The 16,635-nt window shown below is 71.7% G+C and carries 14 protein-coding genes and 1 pseudogene; 5 read left to right on the top strand and 10 right to left on the bottom strand.

The features are described 5' to 3' along the window. Positions 1-22: 22 nt before the first annotated feature. Positions 23-709: a hypothetical protein gene (locus tag ACIQM4_RS34190; RefSeq protein ID WP_401599421.1), complete on the top strand. Its 687-nt coding sequence runs from the start codon at positions 23-25 to the stop codon at positions 707-709. A gap of 131 nt (positions 710-840) precedes the next feature. Continuing rightward, positions 841-1,728, top strand: coding sequence for a nucleotidyl transferase AbiEii/AbiGii toxin family protein (locus ACIQM4_RS34185; RefSeq protein WP_401599445.1), 888 nt, complete (start codon positions 841-843; stop codon positions 1,726-1,728). A gap of 97 nt (positions 1,729-1,825) precedes the next feature. Here ACIQM4_RS34185 and ACIQM4_RS34180 read toward each other — a convergent pair whose 3' ends face one another. Further along, positions 1,826-2,413: a TetR/AcrR family transcriptional regulator gene (locus ACIQM4_RS34180; RefSeq protein ID WP_401599420.1), complete on the bottom strand. Its 588-nt coding sequence runs from the start codon at positions 2,411-2,413 to the stop codon at positions 1,826-1,828. A gap of 88 nt (positions 2,414-2,501) precedes the next feature. On the opposite strand from ACIQM4_RS34180, the gene ACIQM4_RS34175 reads away from it, so the two are divergent. After that, complete coding sequence (locus ACIQM4_RS34175; protein ID WP_401599419.1) at positions 2,502-3,455, top strand: alpha/beta fold hydrolase; 954 nt, start codon at positions 2,502-2,504, stop codon at positions 3,453-3,455. Positions 3,456-3,512: 57 nt separating this feature from the next. Here the strand turns inward: ACIQM4_RS34175 and ACIQM4_RS34170 are convergent, their stop codons facing one another. The 8 genes and pseudogenes from ACIQM4_RS34170 to ACIQM4_RS34135 form a co-directional block, all read right to left on the bottom strand. Then, on the bottom strand, positions 3,513-5,066 hold the full coding sequence (locus ACIQM4_RS34170; RefSeq protein ID WP_401599417.1) for a histidine decarboxylase: 1,554 nt from the start codon (positions 5,064-5,066) through the stop codon (positions 3,513-3,515). 59 nt (positions 5,067-5,125) lie between these two features. Beyond that, positions 5,126-5,881 carry an HAD family hydrolase gene (locus ACIQM4_RS34165; RefSeq protein WP_401599416.1) on the bottom strand — a complete coding sequence of 252 codons (756 nt, stop codon included), beginning with the start codon at positions 5,879-5,881 and terminating at the stop codon, positions 5,126-5,128. Positions 5,882-5,952: 71 nt separating this feature from the next. Then, positions 5,953-6,480, bottom strand: coding sequence for a phosphoribosyltransferase (locus ACIQM4_RS34160; protein ID WP_401599414.1), 528 nt, complete (start codon positions 6,478-6,480; stop codon positions 5,953-5,955). Beyond that, positions 6,477-7,547, bottom strand: a complete 1,071-nt coding sequence (locus ACIQM4_RS34155) for an adenylosuccinate synthetase (RefSeq protein ID WP_401599413.1) — start codon at positions 7,545-7,547, stop codon at positions 6,477-6,479. Before ACIQM4_RS34155 ends, ACIQM4_RS34160 begins: the two co-directional genes overlap by 4 nt. Next, positions 7,532-8,914, bottom strand: a complete 1,383-nt coding sequence (purB, locus tag ACIQM4_RS34150; protein WP_401599412.1) for an adenylosuccinate lyase — start codon at positions 8,912-8,914, stop codon at positions 7,532-7,534. Before purB ends, ACIQM4_RS34155 begins: the two co-directional genes overlap by 16 nt. A gap of 88 nt (positions 8,915-9,002) precedes the next feature. Continuing rightward, on the bottom strand, positions 9,003-9,665 hold the full coding sequence (folE, locus tag ACIQM4_RS34145) for a GTP cyclohydrolase I (RefSeq protein WP_401599410.1): 663 nt from the start codon (positions 9,663-9,665) through the stop codon (positions 9,003-9,005). Continuing rightward, a pseudogene (locus ACIQM4_RS34140) lies at positions 9,662-10,315 on the bottom strand (7-carboxy-7-deazaguanine synthase QueE); the annotation flags it as partial. The gene folE and the pseudogene ACIQM4_RS34140, both read right to left, overlap by 4 nt. A 122-nt stretch (positions 10,316-10,437) precedes the next feature. Next, entirely contained in the window at positions 10,438-10,803 is a 366-nt protein-coding gene (locus tag ACIQM4_RS34135; protein WP_401599409.1) for a 6-pyruvoyl trahydropterin synthase family protein, read from the bottom strand. A 560-nt stretch (positions 10,804-11,363) separates the two neighbouring features. Between ACIQM4_RS34135 and queC the strand changes: the two genes are divergently transcribed. Then, positions 11,364-12,083, top strand: coding sequence for a 7-cyano-7-deazaguanine synthase QueC (queC, locus tag ACIQM4_RS34130; protein ID WP_401599407.1), 720 nt, complete (start codon positions 11,364-11,366; stop codon positions 12,081-12,083). A gap of 94 nt (positions 12,084-12,177) precedes the next feature. Next, entirely contained in the window at positions 12,178-13,629 is a 1,452-nt protein-coding gene (locus ACIQM4_RS34125) for a hypothetical protein (RefSeq protein ID WP_401599405.1), read from the top strand. Positions 13,630-13,670: 41 nt separating this feature from the next. Here ACIQM4_RS34125 and ACIQM4_RS34120 read toward each other — a convergent pair whose 3' ends face one another. Beyond that, on the bottom strand, positions 13,671-16,619 hold the full coding sequence (locus ACIQM4_RS34120; protein WP_401599404.1) for an AAA family ATPase: 2,949 nt from the start codon (positions 16,617-16,619) through the stop codon (positions 13,671-13,673). Between the last annotated feature and the right edge of the window lie 16 nt (positions 16,620-16,635).

The raw sequence follows: 16,635 nt of genomic DNA, 5'->3' as shown, positions 1-16,635 counted from the left end.
ACCTGGGCCCTTCGCCGGAGGCGTGCGCGCCGCGCGAAATATCCGGGTGCCCTCCCCTGCGCAGGCACGGCATGCTGTGCCGGTGTATGAAAGCCATCTGACCGTACTCTGCGACGGCGACGAATTGCGCAGGCTGGAGAACTGGTCCCGCGCGCACGGTGACGACGTGAAGTTTGCTCACATCGCACTGGAGCGGGGCCGAACCCCCTCCCAGCCCATGCTGTCCCTACGGGGTTCGCGACCGACCTACGGGTCGGAGCTGGCCGCCGTCCGTGCGGCAGAACGCTGCCTGACCCGTAACGGATTTACGGTGGCCCGCCGGAAGGTGGAGTGCACGCCCGGCGCGGTCGAGGTGCCGCAGAACGATGCCGGTGCGTCGGCGGTGCGCCTCGGCCCCCACGCCGGCCGCCACTTCGAGCACCACGTGAAGCTGCTCCTGCCACCTTCGTACAACCGGGGCGCCTTGGCCGGCATTGCCGGACGCCACGGGGCTCACGTCTCCCGAAACGCCAGGCGACGGCGGGCGGACGGACAACAGGAGCGATTTGTCACGCAACGCTGCCACGGAGTGGGCAACGACCGTGCGCAGCGGGCCCTCGACGGACTGCTCGCGGAACTGGCTTCGTACGAGGTCATCGACGTCGAGCGGGAATACGTCCTGCTCGACAACGGACCGCAACTGGACGAAGGGTGGTTGAAGAGCATATGACCGGGGACGAGAAGGCAAGCTCGCCGGCCGACGGTAGACCCCAGGACAGTTCCCTGGCGGACAGGCCCTTGCCCGAACTGCCGCGTTGGTCGCGTCGCGAGGGCGTGTTCCCCCGCACGCTGCTGCGTGTGATGGACGCCGAGGCCATTCAAAAGGCGGTCTTCGACCCTGCGCTCAAGCAGTTCCCCAATGCCTACCGGGCCGCCGACCCGGTCTTCCCCCATCCCGAGGCCACTCTCGCCTGGCAGACCGCCAGGTCCCAGGCCCTGATCACGGTCAGGGACGGCGTGGCCGCCTCGGTCTGGTCAACGTCGTTGGTGCTGCGCGGCAGCATGCTCATGGCCATGTGGTTCGGTGCGTCGGCGCGCGAACCGGGGGACCTGGACTTTGTGGTCGTCCCCTCCTCCTGGGGCATGGCCGAGCCGCGTACGAGCGGACTACTGTCCGGCGTCGCCGAAGCGGCCGAACTGATGGCCGCGTCCCGCGCCGACGGCCTGCGTATCGACGCCCGAGGGACTGTGTACGAGGACATCTGGACCTACGAGCGGGTCCCGGGCCGCCGCATGATGCTGCCGTGGAGCGCCCCGGGCACGCCCGGCGGCTGGCTCCAGCTCGACTTCGTCTTCGGCGAGTCCCTCCCTGAACCACCCGTATCGGTCGTCCTCCCCTCGGGCGGGCTGCTGCAGGCGGCCTCCCCTGCCCTGTCCCTGGCATGGAAGGTGATGTGGCTCGTCGTCGACGGCTACGCCCAGGGCAAGGACCTGTACGACGCGGCCTTGCTGGCCGAACGCCATTCGCTGCCGAACGCACTGCTGCAGGAGGTCTTCCGGCTGGGAGGCGAGTGGCCCGAGCCCAGCCGCGAACGGGTCCTGGGCAGCGATCTCGCCGATGCCCTCCAGTACGTCGAGTGGCACCACTTCGCCGACGAGTACCCCGGGTTCGCCGGCCGCGAGCGTGAGTTCGTCCGACGTCTGCGCACCGCGCTCGCACCCACCTTCGCCGACGACACGACCCCATAAGTGGACGACCTGGGGACCTGAGCCGTGGTCGTCCCGATGACGGCACAGCCGAAGCCGGACACCCCCCACATGGCCCCCCAGCACCGCCACCACCTGCCTACCCCCTACCCAAAGCCCCCGAAAGCGCGTTCAAGCTGATGTCGATGACCGCGCGGAGCTGCCTCTGGCTCGTCCTCGACCTGCTCAGCACGGCCAGCGACTGGTTGACCGCCGTCAGGTGAATCGCGAAGTCTTCGGCCTCGCGCTCGGTCAGCCTCGCTGCGTTCAGGGCGGTCCGCAGGCGCGCGTGCTGGCGGGTCAGGGCTTCGGTTGCGCGGGTGGCGATGGTGGGGCTGAGTGCCGGTGCCGTCATCGCGGTCTGGGCGATCAGGCATCCGTCAGGTACGTCAGGGTCCGCGATGCGCTGCAGGGTGACCTCGAAGAACGCCCGTACCGCCTGGAGCGGTTCCTCGGACGCGGCGGAGAGTGCCTGGTCGTACCTGCTTCCGTACCGCGCGGCGTAGCGGTCCAGGCAGCGCAGGTACAGCGAGTCCTTGTCGCCGAACGAGGAGTAGATGGAACTGCGGTTCAAGCCGGTCGCCCCGCAGAGGTCGTCGAGAGACGTGTCGGCGTGTCCGGCCCGCCAGAACTGGACCATCGCCGCATCGAGCGCGACGTCCACGTCGAACTGCTTCTTCCCTGCCATCACGCGTGCACCTCGTTACTGACCAGCTGTGGCGGTCTTCACCATCCTATCTTGAACTGAATGGTCCAGGATGGAGTAGCCTCCAGCCATGACCGACGACGCCATCACCTTGAAGCGCTCCTGCGACCAGAACCCGGTCCCCGGACTGCCGCTGCACGACCTTGCGGGTTTCAATCACCGCTGGGTCGACGCGGCGGGGGTCCGGCTGCACGCTGTGGAGGGCGGTCGGCCGGGCGGTCCCGCCGTTGTCCTGCTCGCCGGATTCCCGCAGACCTGGTGGGCCTGGCGGAAGGTGATGCCCGGCCTTGCCGAGCGGTTCCGTGTGATCGCGGTCGACCTGCCGGGGCAGGGCCACTCCGAACGCCCCCGCGGGAGCTACGACACGCACACCGTCGCTTCGCGTGTCCAGGCCGCGCTGATCGCCCTCGACGTAGCGAAGTACTGGCTCGTCGCGCACGACATCGGCGCCTGGGTCGCCTTCTCGATGGCCCTGAAGTACGAGGACCGCCTGCACGGTGTCGCTCTGCTGGACGCCGGTATTCCTGGCATCACCCTCCCGGATTCCGTTCCGACGGATCCCGAACGGGCGTGGAAGACCTGGCACTTCGCCTTCCACCTGGTGCGCGAACTGCCGGAGACCCTGCTCACCGGTCGCGAACGTGAGTACGTCGACTGGTTCTTGAGGGCCAAGGCTCTGTCCCCGGACACCTTCGACGACGCCGAGGTCGACCACTACGGCGCCGCCGTCGCGGCCGAGGGAGGTCTTTCGGCGTCCCTGGCCTACTACCGCGACGCCGCGGAATCGGCGCGGAAGAATCATGACGCTCTCGAACAGGGGCACTTGAACGTCCCGGTCCTCGGAATCTCCAGCTCCCACGGCTCGATCCCCGACATGGCCGCCTCCATCGGCCCGTGGGCACCGAACGCGACCGGAGTCCTCATCCCGCAGGCCGGACACTTCATTCCCGACGAGCAGCCCGGCGCGACCGTGGACGCGTTGACCGCGTTCATCGATCGCACGAGCGTGCCGAGTCGGTCGTGAGGCGCCGGCCGGTCCGTGCGCGGTCGCGGAACGGCCGGCGGTCCGCGCCGTACGGCCTCAGGATTCCTCGCTGAACGCGTCCGGCCGTGCGAGGTCCTCCAGGAGCGCGTCGACGCGGGAGCGCGGGGTCTCACGCATGGCGAAGAAGTGCACGTAGTCGCGCTCCTCGCCGTCTTCGGTCAACGTCTGGCGGGCCAGGCCGGCCCTTTCGACGACCGCTTGGGCGGGGGCCCGGAACCACACGCTCAGTGACCAGGGGGAACGCCCCACCCGGAGGTCGAGTCCGTCCGCGCGGTCCGCCTCGATCTCCCGCAGTCGCCGCTCGGCGTACTGCGCCAGCCGAAGGGCTTCGACCACGCCCCGGATCTGGTCCTCGTAGGAGTGCCGGGCGAGGAAGTCCCACAGGACGACCGCCGAGTGGCCGTTGCGTGAGCCCGCGAGTGTCGTGTCGGGGGCCCCGACGTACTGCGGGAACGGGGGCGGGGTCATGCGGTGCCGGTTGCGCGTCATGTACACCCCGCCGGGCCAGGGTGAGCCGATCCACTTGTGGGTGCTGACGACGAGTGACTTCACCTCGGGAAGCTCGAAGGTGCAGGAGGGCAGCGGGGCTCCCGCGTCTTGCGGTGGCAGGGCGCCCTGCTCCACGGCCATCCGCAGGAAGGGGTGGTAGGCGGCGCCCAGGGCTCCGTCGACGTGGATCCAGTGCCAGTCCCGCCGGTCTGCGGCGCCGCCCTCGGGGCAGGCTCGCCAGCTGCCGCTCCCGATGGATTCGTAGGCGCGCGTGAGGACCTGCCGGGCCGCGTCCGCGTCGTCGAACGCGCCCTTGAACGTGCTGCCCGCGTTGAGCACCAGGATGGTGGGGTGGCGCCGCCGGGCGAAGAATTCCACGAGCGCTGCCAGCACGTCCAGGTCGAGGATGCCGGGGCCCGACGTTCCCCCTCGGGTGGGAAGGGCGGCGGGCCACTCGCCGCCGAGGGGGCACTGGCCGGGGTAGAGCCGTCCGCCCAGGGCCAGCGGCGTCTCCAGCTGCAGCACGGCGGCGGATTTGGCGATGGAGTAGTGGCTCTCCCCGGAGAACAGCAGGACCGGCTCCCGCACCTCCTCCTCGCTCGGGCCCGCCGTTGCCCGGCCGTCGGTCTCTGCCTCGCTCGGGCCCGCCGGTTCCCGGCTTTCGGTCCCTGCCTCCCGGTCGTCGGCGGGGGCGGGGTGGGTCAGGGGGCCGCCGGTGAGGTAGTGGCGTGCGCTCCAGAGGCCGTAGATGTTGCCTTCCGTGGCGCCCATAGTGAGCAGGTGTCCCCAGTACGAGTCCGCGTCGTCCGGCTCGTACGGGTGGCGGGCGTTCCAGAGCCGGGCCAGGTAGTCGAGGACGCTCGTCTCCACGTCCTTGCTCTGCGCCGCGAAGTCGGCCTCCGCGAAGGGGTCGCCGATGTTGTTCACATGGCCGTTCAGCACGCGCGACAGCGCTTCCCCGTAGTCCGTCTGCCACTCCACCTGCCAGCCCAGCTCCTGGCCTGCCGTTCCCTGCTCGCGTGCGAGTCTTTCCAGGGCCGCGGCGCGCCGTTCCCGGGGCAGGCCGTGTACGGGGAGTTCGAACGAATCGCTGGGGCACATGGAATGCCTCCGCACCGTAATGAGTTCGACGAGAGCAGACCGGAGCGTGGTGTCGGCCGCTACCCGCGCGGGACGCCGGGGAGTTGGCCGGGTCCAGAATCTGCCCCCTTCGGTCCCGGAACATTCCCCTCGCACGACTGTGCGGGCAGCGGGCCGCTCCCGTCGTCGTGCGCCTTCGGCAGGAGGAGCGGGGCGAGCGCGGCGGCGGACGGCAGCATGAGGTCGGGGCTGTCGGGGCCTGTGGTGGGGAGGCGGGGGCCGTTGCCCGTACGCACTCCCACCACGACGGCTTCGAGAAGGCGGCCGAGCCTCATGTCGGCGGGACTGTCACCGACGACATAGAGCCTGTCCGCCGCCTCGTGCCCCATCGCCGCCAGCGCACGCCGGGAGAGGGCCGCCTTCGCCGCCACGTCGTCCAGGCCGCTCTCGTGGCCGGCCAGGTCGTCGCGGGTGAGCACCGACGTGAAGTGCTGCCGCACCCCGTGGCGTTCGAGGAGGGTGGTGGTGCTGTCGGTGGCCACCCACGCGCTGACCAGGGCCAGGCGGACGCCCTGGGCGGCGAGCGCGGACAGCGCGGCGGGCACCCCCGGAAAGAGTCCGGAGTACGGCATGTGGCGCCGTACCACCTCGTCGACGCGGTCCCGGACGCGCACCCGGCCCAGGTGCAGCTCACCGCTGACGATGGCCTCCCAGTACGCGGCCCCCAGCAGCTCGTCCCGGGAGGGCGCGCTCAGCCCTTCCTCCCGGTGGAGCTCGTGGATGAACCGCAGGAACATCCCGGCGTAGTCCACCAGGGTTCCGTCGCGGTCCAGCACGACCGAGATGCGGCCCGGGCGCGGCTCCCCTTCCCGGGGGAACCGCGGTGCCTCCTCCCGGGGGTGGCCCGTCATGCCGGGCCCGGCGCGGGGCGGTGGTTCTCGCCGTGCTCCGGCGGGCGTTCCCAGGGGAAGACGATCCAGTCGTCGACCTCCAGCGCCAGGTGGTCCGGGCGGCCGGCCGCGTGCACGTTACGGACCAGAACCACGGTGCGCACGGCGGCCGCGCCGAGCTCCCGCACGGTCCGCTCCGCCAGGGCCATCGTTCCGCCGTCGCCCATGATGTCGTCCACCAGGAGCACGCGCGCGTCCGTCATCGGTTCGTCGGGGACGACGTACCGGAGCACCGGCTCCGCACGCTCGCTGTAACGGGAGTTGGAGGTGTTCCTCGGGATGCCCAGGATGCGGAAGTCCTCCACACCCAGCAGGTTCGACAGGGCGACGGCAGGAGGCAGACCGCCGCGTGCGATGCCCGCGACGACGGTGGGACGGAAGTCGCTCGCGCGGATCTCGTCTGCCAGCCGGCCGAGGGCCTTGCCCGCCTCTTCCCAGCCGAGCACCAGCAGTTGTTCCCTGCGCCAGAGCGGGAGGTCGTTCATCGTGCCTCTCCCCCGGCCGGCAGCAGGGAGGCGACGGACGTCCCGGCCGTACGGGACACCGGGCTCCCTTCGGTCCTGTCGATGAGGTCCTTGGTGTCGGGGCCGGTGCCGATCAGGTCGACCGGCCGTTGCAGCCCCTCCTCGACCCACGCGACGAACTCGGCGGCGGCCTCGGGCAGCGTGCCACCGGTCATGCCCCGGCACGCCGGGTCGATGTAGTCGAGGAAGGTAAGGGCGATCCGGGAGGGGCGGTTCACCCTGACCGACTCGCGCGCCTCGTCCAGATCGAAGGTGCCGACGCGTCGGCGCCGTCCGGTCACCGTGCCGAACTCGACGATGCCCAGTTCCTCGGCCCGGGACTGCGGGATCTCGGTGGGCAGCGGCCCGGCGCCGACCCGGATGGGGTAGGTGCGGAAGGCCAGCACCACCTCGTCGATCGCCAGCGGCCCGAGACCCGCGTCGGCGGCGGCCGTACTCGCCGTACTGTCCTTGCCGACGGTGTAGGGGTAGCTGCCGAAGAGTACGGACAGGCCGTAGCCGTTGGTCCCCTCCACCAGGACGTGCCGCCCCTCGTCCAGCGCGGTGTTGGCCTGCGCCGCCACGTCGACCAGGTACGGGGCGAGCTCGGGGACGTCCTCTGCCCGGCGCCCGGTCCGCATGGCGCGCGCCGCGAGGGCGGGGCCGTGCCCGCTGCCGGTGCTGCGCACCCGGTCGGTGAGGAACGCGTCCCGCGCCTCGGCCTCCACATGCTCGGGTTCGATGACGCTCGCCCGGTGGTCGATGCCCACCCGGTCCTGCACCTGGAGCTCGTCGATCTCCCGGAGCAGCACCTCGGGCCGGATCAGCACGCCCGCTCCCAGGAGCAGCCGCGTCCGCGGGTTGATCACAGCGCTGGGCAGCTGGCGCATCCGCAGGGTGCGGCCCTCATGGACGACGGTGTGGCCCGCGCCGGGCCCCAGCCCCGCCCGGACCGAGATCGCCGGGTCGTCGCGCATGGCCAGATAGCTGCAGATCTTCCCCTTGGCCTCGTCGCCCCACTGTCCGCCCACCACTATCGTTCCTGGCATCGTCCATCTCCTTCTTCGGCGGCCAGGGCCTGTTCGGCCCGCCGTACCGCTTCGTCGGCAAGTTCGTCGCACCGGCCCGTGTCGGCCCGGGGACGGGTGAGGGCGGCGAGTTCGGCCGCCCCGAGCACGCCGGCCACGCGTGCGTCGCGTTTCAGCACGTCCAGCAGGTCGTGCCCCCCGCCCGTGGCCTCGGCGCTCGCGTGCTGCACGATCCGGTACGCGTCGAGGCGGGGAATGCCCCGGTCGACCAGCGCCAGGAGGACCGCCTCACTGAGGTGGGAGTGCCGGGAGAGCCGCAGGTTCTCGGCCATCCGCTCGGGGAAGGCGGTCAGTCCGCCCAGTACCGAGGTCGCGGTGAGCAGCGCCTCCTCCAGCAGCACACAGGCCTCGGGCAGGACGAACCGCTCGTTGGCCGAGTTCACCAGGTCCCGTTCGTGCCAGGTCACCACGTTTTCCAGGGCGGGGCCCACCAGGGAGCGCAGCAGCCGCGACAGACTGCAGACCCGTTCGCTCAGTACGGGGTTGCGCTTGTGCGGCATGGCGGAGCTGCCGACCTGGGCGTCCTCGACGAAGTGCTCCTTCACCTCGCCGATCTCCGTGCGCTGGAGGTTGCGTACCTCGGTGGCCGTGTTCTCCAGACAGGCCGCGGTCAGCGCCACCCAGCCGACGAACTCGGCGAAGCGGTCGCGGGCCACCGCCTGGGTGCAGATCCGGGCCGCCGGCAGGCCGAGCCGTTCCAGTGCCTCGGCCTGGACCTGCGCCCCCTGCGGACCGAGGCCGGCCAGGGACCCGACGGCTCCCGACACCTTGCCCATCACGACGCGCGAGGTCAGCTGGTCCAGCCGCTCCAGGCACCTGGTCAACTGATCGAGGAAAACGGCCAGTTTGAAGGCGAGCGTGACGGGCTGGGCGTGCTGGCCGTGCGTCCGGCCGATCATGACCTGTCCCCTGCCCTTGACCACCTGGTCGCGCAGGACCCGCATCAGCTCGGCGAGCCGCCGCCCGATGAGGGTGATCGCCGCCGACAACTGGAGCGCCATCGCGGTGTCCTGGACGTCGCTGCTGGTCAGCCCGTGGTGCACATAGCCGCGGTGCGGTCCGCAGGTCTCCGCGAACTGCTGCACCACCGCGACGAGTTCGTGCCGGCTCTCGGCCTCGATCTCCGCGATGCGCGGGAAGTGCGGCTCGTACTCCTCGGCCTTGGCGGAGATGACCGCGGCGGTGTCGGCCGGAATCACCCCGTGGGCTCCCTGTACGGCGGCCACCGCGCCCTCCACCCGCACCCAGAACCGGTAGCGCGCCCGATCGGTGAAGAGGGAACGCATCTCGTCGCTGCCGTAGCGGCCCCGGTCCAGCGGAGTCGTCACGGCGTCCCTCCGATTTCGGACGGACGGCACGCCGGGCGGGTCACCGGGTGGGTCGCCGGGCGGGCCACCGGGCGTGGCCTTGGGCGGGTCACCGGGTGGACCTCGCTCCCGCGATGGTCGCGATCAGTTCCTCCCGCGGCGGTCCGTAGTCCGCGAAGATGCCGTTGAAGACGGACGAGGTCATGGTCGCGGCCGTACGAATGCCGCGCATGCTCATGCACAGGTGCTCACCGCGGGCGATCACCGCGACATCGGGTGACCCGGACACCGCGCTGATCTCGTCGGAGATGTCACGCACCAGCCGCTCCTGCACCTGGAGCCGGTGTGCGTGCCGGTGGGCGATGCGGGCGAACTTCGAGAGCCCCAGCACATGGCTCCCCGGCCGGTACGCGATGGTCACGGAGCAGGAGAACGGCAACAGGTGGTGCTCGCACAGCGACCACACCTCGATGTCCGACACCACGACGATCTGCCCGTCGGTCTTCAGCTCGAAGAGCGAGTCCACGTCGCCCGCCTCGTAATTGCTGAACTCCCGCCACCAGCGGGCGAATCGCGCGGGGGTACCCGCCAGCCCCGCCCGGTCGGGGTCCTCCCCGATCGCCAGCAGCAGCTTTCGTCCCACGTCCTCCAGCGGATCGACGGGAGCCGGCGGACCACCGGGGCCGGTTCTGCCGGGCCCGGTCCGAGTTTCGGGTGCCGCTGCCGCGGCAGGCACGGCGTCGTGCTGCTGCGTTGTGTGCTCGGTGGTCATACGCCCCTCTTCTCGCCCCAGATGTCGATGTGCAACCGCGTCGTCAGATTCCAGCCGCGGGCTATCACCGCGTCGGCCAGCGACGCGAGACGGTGCTGCAACTCGCCGGTGGTGCGCCCCTCCGGCATGATCCAGACGGGTGTGGTCCCCCAGCGGTCGACGATCGTGTCTACCTCTGCCAGGTCCTCCGTGGTGCGGCAGACGAACTTGAACGCCGTGCCCGGGGCCTCGGCCAGTGCCAGCAGGGCCTCGGGAACGATCCGCCGGGACTCGGGGTCGCCCGAGTGCGCGAGTTTCGGCGACACGTTGAACCGCACGCCCGTCGTGACCAGCCGGCTGTCCGGCACCACGGTGCCGTTGGTCTCGAACTCCACCCGCAGGCCCCGCGCCAGGAGACGCTCCACCAGCGGCACCAGACGCCGCTGCTGGTTCAGCGGCTCTCCGCCGGAGATGACGATCATCGGTACGTCGAAACGCAGCAGCCGGTCCAGGACCTCGCTCGACGGCAGCACCGTGAGCTCGTCCCGCGGGCGGTAGGCGACGCCGGTGTCGCCCACCCCCGTCCAGTCCCAGGTGTACGGGGTGTCGCACCAGCGGCAGGAGAGGTTGCAGCCGCCCAGCCGCAGGAAGGCACACCGCCGGCCGGCCGAGGGGCCTTCGCCCTGAACGGTTCAAGTGGGGCCGAACATCTCGTTCACCACGAGCGTCGGGTCCACAGCGGCATCACCGCCTTCCCGCAGCGCGGTCGCTTCGTCACTCGTCACGCGCTCGCTCACGGCCGGTACTCCGCCCAGGTCTTGGGCGTCTCCGACAGCCGTACCGCCGAAAGCTCGGGGTAGCGGTCCGACCAGGTCTCGTAGATCCACCTCGCGAGGTTCTCGGCGGACGGGTTGCGGTCGGTCAGCAGGTCGTTGAGGTGCCGGTGGTCGACCTCCGCGTCGAGCCAGCTGCTGAAGGGTGAGAGGTCGCCGTAGTCGCGGACGAAGCCGGTCTTGTCGAGTGCGTCGTCGAGGGCGGCGAGTTCCATCTCCACCGTGTAGTTGTGCCCGTGCAGTCTGCCGCAGGGGTGGCCCTCCACGAGGTCCTCCAGCCGGTGACTGGCCGAGAAGTGGAACTCCTTGCTGATGGTGAATGCCATGTGGGCAACTCCCGGTTCGCGGATGTCTTGACCGAGCTCACGCCCGGTGGACGGCCCCGGCGCGGCGGGCCGGGACGGGTCCCGGCCCGGCCCGGCCCGCCGGCACGGTGCACGGCGGCGGTCGGCCGGACGGGGCCGGCGGACGGACTGGAGCCACCATGCGTGCCGGGGGCGCCGCACCGCGTCACGGCACCTGCCGCGAAATATCGGCCGGCCCACCGAGAGCCCGGCCCGCCCCGGCCGAAGGCGCGGCGCTCGGGCCGGGCCGGGGCGGGTGGGTGCCAGGGGGTACGGGGCGCCGGGCGCGGGGGCGGGTGGATGCCAGGGGGGTACGGGACGCCGGGCGCGGGGACGCGTGGATGCCGGCCGGGTACGGGGCGCCGGGTCGCCCGCGGCCGTGTGCCGGCCCCCGTCGCGGTAGCGGAACCCGGTCCTCTCGGTGGCGGCGCGGCGCGCTCTCGGCGGGTGCCGTGATGTGCCGGGTAGGGGGCGCGCCCCAGGATCGACCCGCCACCCACCCTGGCCGAACCGCCTCTCTCTCACCTCTACGGAGACGTCTCATGGGTCAGCACATCAAGGACAAAGCAGATCCCTTCAGCGTCGTGGTCGTACTGTCGGGAGGTCTGGACTCGTCCACCCTCCTGGCGCACTACGCGGCCCTGGGCAGCGATCTCGTGGCGGTCACCGTCGACTACGGTCAGCGTCACCGCCGGGAGATCGACGCGGCCCGCGCGGTCTCCGCCCACTTCGACGCACGTCACGTCGTGGCGGATCTCAGCGGCCTGGGCACGCTCCTCAAGGGCTCGGCACTGACGGACAGTCAAGTCAGCGTGCCGGACGGCCATTACGCGGAGGAGTCCATGCGCGCCACGGTGGTCCCCAACCGCAACGCCGTCCTCGCCAATGTCGCGGTGTCGGTCGCGGTGGCCGAGCGCGCGTCCGTGGTGGCGCTCGGCATGCACGCGGGCGACCACTTCGTGTATCCCGACTGCCGCCCCGCCTTCGTCACCGCCCTCGACGCGCTGGTCGCGGTCGCCAACGAGGGTTTCCCGACGCCCAGGATCGAGGCCCCGTTCATTCACTGGGCGAAGTCCGACATCGCCACGCACGGCACCCGCCTGGGGGCCCCGTTGGAGCTCAGCTGGTCCTGCTACAAGGGCGGCGAGCTGCACTGCGGCACCTGCGGGACCTGCTACGAACGCCGCGAGGCCTTCCGGGACGCCGGCCTGCACGATCCCACCGAGTACATCGACGACGTGACGGAGTTCGCCGCACCGTGAACCTTCCTCGCAAGCACGCCGGCACCCGCACCGGCACGCGCACCAGCACGCACACCCACATCCGCACCCGCACCCGCACCGAAGGAGGCGACCGATGAGCACGGCCGCGGCGCAGCACCGCCTGGGCACGGCCGAACGCCGGCGTCTGCACTCCTGGGCCCGCGAGATCTCCCGGAACGCCGAAGGGCTGCGCGCGCGCTGGACCACCGAGCTACGTGCCTCGGGAGCTCTCCTGCCGCCGGACTCCAAGGTGCCCGAGGCGGATCACCTGGCCCCTGGCGGTGGCTTCCGGCTGCCCGACGGTGAGGTGGAACGCGCCGGAAGCGCCGCACTCGCGTTCTTCCACGACAGGGTCAGCCGGGACGGCTGGACCTATCTGCGCGGCTTCGGCTACTACGCGGCGGACGGGTCGATGTACCTGCCCGACAGGTGTCCGACCGCCGCCGCCCGGTGGTCCGTGGCCGCGGGCAGGTGGCCCACCTACGCGGACCACGCCGAGGCGATGGCCGCCCCCGCGTCACTGTCCCCGGCACCGTGGTACCCGTGGCTGGCCTGGCTGGCCTTTCTCGAATCAGCGGTGAACGACCTCTGCTGCGCACGCTGGACCGTCGCCCATCTGGACGACCCCACGGGCGAGTTGGTCCTAGACCGGGCACTGGAGGCGCTGTGCGCGCTGCTGGCGGAGGCCGGCCACAACCTCTGGCGCGGCGGCCCGTGCGAGCCTTCGACCTGGGGCGCGCGGGCACACGGCGTGCTGGCGGATCCGCGGGTCGCGGAAGTGATGCGCGGAATCGGCGCGGAGCTGCTCCGCCGCGACGCCCCCGCGTCGATGGTCCGCAGCCTTCGGGAGGGGGACGTCCTGTGGCAGGTGCTGGCGGCGTTCGAGGCCCGGTGGCCGGGCATCGGGACGAACCACCCGGACAGTCCCGTCGTCCTGGTGAGCGAGGCGTTCGGGGCGATGGCGGTGGGCCCCCTGTGGGCGGGGATGCTGACCCCGGACCGCCGTGCCCGTACCGAACTGGCGCTGAGCCGGCACTCGTTCCACGAGGCGGCGATGGACAGGGTGTCGTCGTGGACCTGGCAGACCGGAGAGCTTCCCGCGCAGGACAAGGTCGTCGTCCACCTGGACGACTCGGTGTTCACCGGGCGCACCCACGACACGCTGCGGGCCGCGCTGCGGGGCACCCCGGAGGCGGTGTACCTGGTGGCGCTCACCATGAGTGTGGGGAGTCTGTTCAACCACGCGGGTGAGGTGGTCACCGAGGAGAGGTCCGCGGCGGCGTACCAACAGGCGATGGAGCACGAGATGCGTCGCCTGGGCGGGGTGCTGCCCCCGGCACCCAGCATGTGGGCGCGCCGGGAGCGGGACGGGGCGGCCACCGGGCCCGACCCGGTGGCCCGTGCTCTCGCGGACGTGCGTGGCGGACCCGACCGGCTGCTTGCCCTGCTCTGGGAGCGCTACGAACCGCAGATACGCCGGGCCGGCCGTCGCCCTCCCGTACAGGACGACGGAAGCCCGGCGCCGGCCGGAGCCCCCGCGCCCTGACCCCCGCCGCCCGGGCCCATGGCCGTCTCGGGCTGCGCGCGTCAGGTGAGCGGGCCCTCTCCCTGCAGGAGCACCGCCCAGAGCCCCGGCACCCGGAAGATGCGATCGAAGTCCTTGCGGCCCCGGATGGCGAGCTTGCGGTAGGCGCTCGACAGGTGGATCTCCACCGTCCGCTTGGTGATGTGGAGGTCCGCCGCGAGCGACGTGTTGCTGTGGCCCCGCACCGCCCCCACCAGCACCTGCTTCTCCCTGACGGTCAGGGCGGCGGCCGCCCGCAGCGCGAGCTGGCCGGTGGAATCGCCGCCCAGCGCCGTCAGCCGCTGACGTACCGTCGCGGTCAGCGGCGCGGCGCCGCACGCGTCCGCGAGCGACAGGGCCGACGCCAGGATGGCGCCCGCCTCGTCCCAGCGGCCCTCGTCGGCGACCGCGGTGCCGAGGTCGGCCGTGGCGTGGGCCAGTTCCAGCCGCGCTCCGGCTCCTTCCAGCAGACGTACGGCGTGCCGGAGGGACCTCTCCCCCTCCGGCCCACCGAGCACGGAGCCCAACGCGCGCAGTGCGACGCCGTGTTCCAGGTCGGATCCCGCCGCGGCCGACCCGGCGACCTCCTCGGTGGCCCACGCCCTGGCTTCCGTCTTGCGGCCCAGCTGGTCCATCACCGAGATGCCGTGCAACCGCCACGGCACCACCGCCCGTGCCGCGATTCCCGCCGACTGCGCACGGCGCCGCGCCTCGTACAGGTGCCGCAGTGCTCCGGTGAAGTCCCCGACGGTGAGACAGTGCGCGGACCTGGCGAGCAGCACCGTGCCGTAACTCCAGCCGGGCGGCTCCTCGGCGGCGGTGTTCTCCCGCAGCAGCCGTTCGGCGGCCCGGTGGTCACCGGACTCCAGCAACGCCTGCACGTACGCGGCCACCACGCCCAGGCGCAGCGGGTTGTGCGCGGCGGTACGGATGAGGGTCAGCCGTTCGAGGCACTCGGCGAACTGCTCGCAGGCCTCGCGGACGTTGCCCCGCGCGAAGGAGACGCGGGCCTTCACCGACAGCAGCAGCGTTCCCTGCAGGGCGTTGCCCCGGCTGAGTCCGCAGTTCTCGAAGTTCTCCACGTGGCAGGCGAGGGAGTCGTACCTGCCGGTCCACGCCAGCACCATCAGCGCGTTCATCAGTGCGACCGGGTGCGTGCACACCCGCTCCTCGTCGACGAGCAGCCGCTCCACCTCCGTGACCAGCGGGCCCGGGTCCGCGCCGGCGAGGTAGCGCTGGTACAGAGCAGTCGCGTCGGCCGCGGGCCGCAGCCGTTCCGGGAGGACCCGCACGCCCAGTGTCCTTGCCGTGAGGTGCCCGGACGACCGGAGCCTTCGCGTGCGCTCCGCCAGGTCCGTCGGCGCGTGGTGCTCCTCGTTGACGAGGATGCGGTGCAGGGCGGCCCAGGCGTTCCTCTCGTGCGAGGCGGCGGTCCGCACGACCAGTTGCAGGGCATCTGCGCCGCTGTCCTGCGGCGCTCTCAGGTAGAGGCCCGCACCGAGCCTCGCCAGCAGCTTGGAGCGGCTCTCCTCCTCGGTGACGCTCTTCAGGGCGGTCAGCCCCTGTTCGATGCCCTCGGGCAGGCCGTCGGCCATCCTGACGTCGGTGAGGACGACGAGGGTGCGGTCGCGTTCCGGACCTGACGCGGTCCTGGCCGCGTGCTCGACGTACGCGAGGGCCGCGGCCCCGCGCCCGTCCGCGGAGGCCAGGCGTCCCGCCTCCAGCAGGAGGGGGGTGCACCAGGTGGCGTCCAGCGGGGTGCCGGAGGCGATGAGCTGGGCCGCGATGTCCTCGACGGGCGCGTGCATCTGGTGGAGGTAGGCGGCGGCCTTGAGGTGGGCGGCGTCCCTGGCCATGTGCGTCATCGCGGCGAGGAGGGAACTGCGCAGTACCGGGTGGCGCAGTTGCAGCCCTCCGTCGTCCTGGAGGAGGCGCATGCGCACGAGCCGGTCCGCCGCCCGCATCGCGTCCGGCAGGTCCAGGTCGCTCAGGTGGGCCAGCAGGCGGGGCTCGGACCTGTCCCCGACGATTGCCGCCGCCGTCAGCACGCCGGCCGCGCCGGGGTGATTTCGCGCCAACAGCCGCATCACGTTTTCGGTCGAAGCGGGCAGCGTGGCCGATTCGACCTCCTTGACGTTGTACTCCCGCGAATTGGCGGCGAAGTCGTGCAACAACTCCACGAGCAGACGGGGATTCCCCGCGCAGACCCGATGGAATGCGGTCAAGGTGGCGGGCCTGATGTTCAGCCGGGTCATTCTCTGCACAAGAAGTGCGGAATCCGGCGCGGACAGACCGCCGAGATGAATTGTCCGCGAATTCACCAGGAGTCGCGCCACCTCCGGCTCCAGCCGCGCGGAGCGGCCCTCTTGCAGAGTCACCACCTGGACGACCGGGACGCCATCACGCGCCCTGGCGAGCTCGTCGAGCAACGGCAGCGCCTCGGGGCCCGCGAGATCCAGGTCGTCGACCGCGAGGACGAGTGCCCCGGCGGGCGCGAGCCCGGCCAGCGCCCGGTCGATGGCGAGGGCGGCGGAGGCGGGCAGCGACCGATGACCGTCGACATCGGCGCCCATCGGCCGACAGCCGACGCCCCCGCCGCCCCAGGCACCTCCGCCACCGCCGCCGCCACTGGCTGCACCGGCTGCACCCGCGGTCACCGACTCGCGGTCGCCCTCGTCCTCGACCTCGCCTTCAGCCAATATCCGCTGTGACAGGCCCAGTTGTGCCGCGATGGCGTGCCGCCACGGAGCCACGCCGGGCTGTCCGGTCAGGTGCACCACGGTGTGTCCGCGGTCCTCGGCCAGCCGGACGTACCGGTTCAGCAGGGCCGTCCGCCCGGCCCCCGGCTCGCCGGTGAGGATGCGTCTGGTGACGCGCCCTGGAGCGGCCTCGGCGAGCGCGGCCATGAGCGTGCCCAACTCCGCCTGCCGCCCGACGAACCGCTCCGCGTCGTCCCGATCAACCTGCCTCATGGAAAGTCACCTTCCG

It is taken from the genome of Streptomyces sp. NPDC091272 (genome assembly GCF_044757485.1).
GTDB lineage: Bacteria > Actinomycetota > Actinomycetes > Streptomycetales > Streptomycetaceae > Streptomyces.
Note: the sequence above shows the minus strand (reverse complement) of the source record. Positions and strands in the feature narration are given on the sequence as shown.

Bases quoted from the DNA above. Each gene is read 5' to 3' on its own strand.
- ACIQM4_RS34160 (WP_401599414.1), bottom strand. From the start codon at position 6,480: ATGAACGACCTCCCGCTCTGGCGCAGGGAACAACTGCTGGTGCTCGGC.
- ACIQM4_RS34135 (WP_401599409.1), bottom strand. From the start codon at position 10,803: ATGGCATTCACCATCAGCAAGGAGTTCCACTTCTCGGCCAGTCACCGG.
- queC (WP_401599407.1), top strand. From the start codon at position 11,364: ATGGGTCAGCACATCAAGGACAAAGCAGATCCCTTCAGCGTCGTGGTC.
- ACIQM4_RS34180 (WP_401599420.1), bottom strand. From the start codon at position 2,413: ATGGCAGGGAAGAAGCAGTTCGACGTGGACGTCGCGCTCGATGCGGCG.
- ACIQM4_RS34125 (WP_401599405.1), top strand. From the start codon at position 12,178: ATGAGCACGGCCGCGGCGCAGCACCGCCTGGGCACGGCCGAACGCCGG.
- ACIQM4_RS34170 (WP_401599417.1), bottom strand. From the start codon at position 5,066: ATGTGCCCCAGCGATTCGTTCGAACTCCCCGTACACGGCCTGCCCCGG.
- ACIQM4_RS34185 (WP_401599445.1), top strand. From the start codon at position 841: ATGGACGCCGAGGCCATTCAAAAGGCGGTCTTCGACCCTGCGCTCAAG.
- folE (WP_401599410.1), bottom strand. From the start codon at position 9,665: ATGACCACCGAGCACACAACGCAGCAGCACGACGCCGTGCCTGCCGCG.
- ACIQM4_RS34155 (WP_401599413.1), bottom strand. From the start codon at position 7,547: ATGCCAGGAACGATAGTGGTGGGCGGACAGTGGGGCGACGAGGCCAAG.
- ACIQM4_RS34120 (WP_401599404.1), bottom strand. From the start codon at position 16,619: ATGAGGCAGGTTGATCGGGACGACGCGGAGCGGTTCGTCGGGCGGCAG.
- ACIQM4_RS34175 (WP_401599419.1), top strand. From the start codon at position 2,502: ATGACCGACGACGCCATCACCTTGAAGCGCTCCTGCGACCAGAACCCG.